The organism is Kitasatospora sp. NPDC056446, assembly GCF_042796115.1.
Taxonomy (GTDB): Bacteria; Actinomycetota; Actinomycetes; order Streptomycetales; family Streptomycetaceae; genus Kitasatospora.
Window position 1 is genome coordinate 396 of record NZ_JBHTRF010000179.1, and the last position, 1,744, is coordinate 2,139.

The window sequence follows — 1,744 nt, forward strand, 5'->3', positions numbered from 1 at the left end:
TGGTCGCCGAGACCCATCGCGCGCAACTGAGGCACCGCCCAGTTGTCGTAGTAGGCCTGCCGGTTCACTGGAGCGACCTTCTTGAAGCCCTGGGCGATCCCATACAGGCGCTGCTGGTTGCGGTCCTGCTGACTCTGGAAGGCCTTCTGCTGATCGGCAGCAGCCGAACGATCCAGCGCAGCGACCTGAGACAGGTTGGCTTGCTGGGCTTGAGGCGTGTTCGCCGAATAGCTCAGAGATGCCAGCTGGTTGAGCTGGTTGTCGATACCCCGCTTGCGCCCAAGCTCGCCCTGTTCCTGCACGTACCCAATCGCTGCCAGAGGGCCGAAGTTGCCGGTGAGTGCGTTGGCCATCAGACCCTCCCGCCAATGAGGTTATTGACGTTGCTTCCGAAGTTGTAGGGGCTGCCCGCACCGGTCTGCATCTGGCCCGACCACAGGCTATTGGCCGGGGCAAACGAACTCTGCCGCCCCGCCGCGTTCTGCTGCAGCCAGTTGTTCGCCAGGCCGCCCAGACCGGCGCCGAGCTGGCTCCAGTTGTTGGCCTGGTTGATCGCGGAGTTGCCAGCGGCGTTGGCCGCGCCCCAGTTGTTGCCGCTCTGAGCGTTGGCGCTGCTCTGCCCTACCCCGGCGATGGTGCCAGCGGCGTTCTGGCCCATGCCAGCCAGGCCCATCAGGCTGTTCCTGTATGCGCCCAGGTTCTGCGAGGCGATGCCGTTGAGGGCATTGGCGAGGTCCACGTTGGTGCCGCCGCTGTAGAGGCTGCCCCGGGCCGCCTTCTTATCGCCCGAGTTGCCCAGCAGGGCAGAGCCGATGCCGATTGCGCCGCTGATCGCGCTACCGATTGACATGGTGGAACCTCTCTTTGGTCAAGACGTACAGGCGCGCCGGCACATCGCCGGAGTGCCGGGGGAAGGGGTCTGTGTGGCTGTGGAACTCAAAGCCGAGCCGCAGGGCCAGTCGCCGTGCAGCTGGTACGTCGTCAGGCAGGTGGGCGGCGATACGGCCCGCGCCCAGGTTGTCGAACAGATGCCCAATGGCTTCGACGCCAGCGGCATGCACGCCCTTGGAGTGGCGCAGGAACAGCACATGCACTTCCCACAGGCCTTCGCCGTGCGGTAGGAACACATACCCACCCCCCTCAAACTGGCAGGCCACGCAGCCCGGCCAGATCGGCGCCAAGTCGATCCGGTCCTGATCCCTGATCGAAACCTGCGGGAACACGTCCGGGTGGTTCGCCACGCCCTCCAAGTAGGCAGGGTCCTTGGCGATGAGCATCAGTCGTCGGTCGGCTCAGCCGTCAGGACGGCGCCCAACAGGTCATGCTTGCGTGGCGAGGAAACGCGAATCCTGAACACACGTTGGCGTGACTTGCCCATCCGCATGAAGCGGACGCGCTTGGCGTACTGCCCTACCTCGCCAATGCTCTTGCGCTTCCAGTTAGACCAGGTAGCGCCGCCGTCAACGCTGTAGCAGATCTCAACCCAGTGATCGGTGTCGGCCATCAGGGAATCCCCGCCAGGGCGCTGATACCACCCACAGATGGGTTGCTCTCAGTGGTCCAGGTCGCTCCGTTGTCCGTGCTGACCTGAATCATGTTCGTTGCGGTCAGGGTTCCGACGATCAAACGCGCGCCGTCAAACCCAATGCCATTGATCTTCCCGGTTCCGGTGTATGGCAGCCTCGTGGCCGTCACGCCCGCATCATCAGACGCCCACAGCTCGCCAGTGGACGTACCCATTAGC

At 64.3% G+C, this 1,744-nt stretch carries 5 protein-coding genes; all 5 read right to left on the bottom strand.

Going from position 1 to position 1,744, the window contains the following annotated elements; translation table 11 throughout:
* Window positions 1-353, bottom strand: a 353-nt coding sequence (locus ACFQ6N_RS40365) for a hypothetical protein (RefSeq protein ID WP_380659136.1), incomplete at its 3' end; no start/stop codon positions are given.
* Entirely contained in the window at window positions 353-850 is a 498-nt protein-coding gene (locus tag ACFQ6N_RS40370) for a hypothetical protein (RefSeq protein ID WP_380659137.1), read from the bottom strand. The genes ACFQ6N_RS40365 and ACFQ6N_RS40370, both read right to left, overlap by 1 nt.
* Window positions 837-1,277, bottom strand: a complete 441-nt coding sequence (locus tag ACFQ6N_RS40375; protein WP_377881924.1) for a hypothetical protein — start codon at window positions 1,275-1,277, stop codon at window positions 837-839. Before ACFQ6N_RS40375 ends, ACFQ6N_RS40370 begins: the two co-directional genes overlap by 14 nt.
* On the bottom strand, window positions 1,277-1,504 hold the full coding sequence (locus tag ACFQ6N_RS40380) for a hypothetical protein (protein WP_377897440.1): 228 nt from the start codon (window positions 1,502-1,504) through the stop codon (window positions 1,277-1,279). Before ACFQ6N_RS40380 ends, ACFQ6N_RS40375 begins: the two co-directional genes overlap by 1 nt.
* Window positions 1,504-1,744, bottom strand: a 241-nt coding sequence (locus tag ACFQ6N_RS40385; protein ID WP_380659138.1) for a hypothetical protein, incomplete at its 5' end; no start/stop codon positions are given. The genes ACFQ6N_RS40380 and ACFQ6N_RS40385, both read right to left, overlap by 1 nt.

Bases quoted from the DNA above. Each gene is read 5' to 3' on its own strand.
- ACFQ6N_RS40380 (WP_377897440.1), bottom strand. From the start codon at position 1,504: ATGGCCGACACCGATCACTGGGTTGAGATCTGCTACAGCGTTGACGGC.
- ACFQ6N_RS40370 (WP_380659137.1), bottom strand. From the start codon at position 850: ATGTCAATCGGTAGCGCGATCAGCGGCGCAATCGGCATCGGCTCTGCC.
- ACFQ6N_RS40375 (WP_377881924.1), bottom strand. From the start codon at position 1,277: ATGCTCATCGCCAAGGACCCTGCCTACTTGGAGGGCGTGGCGAACCAC.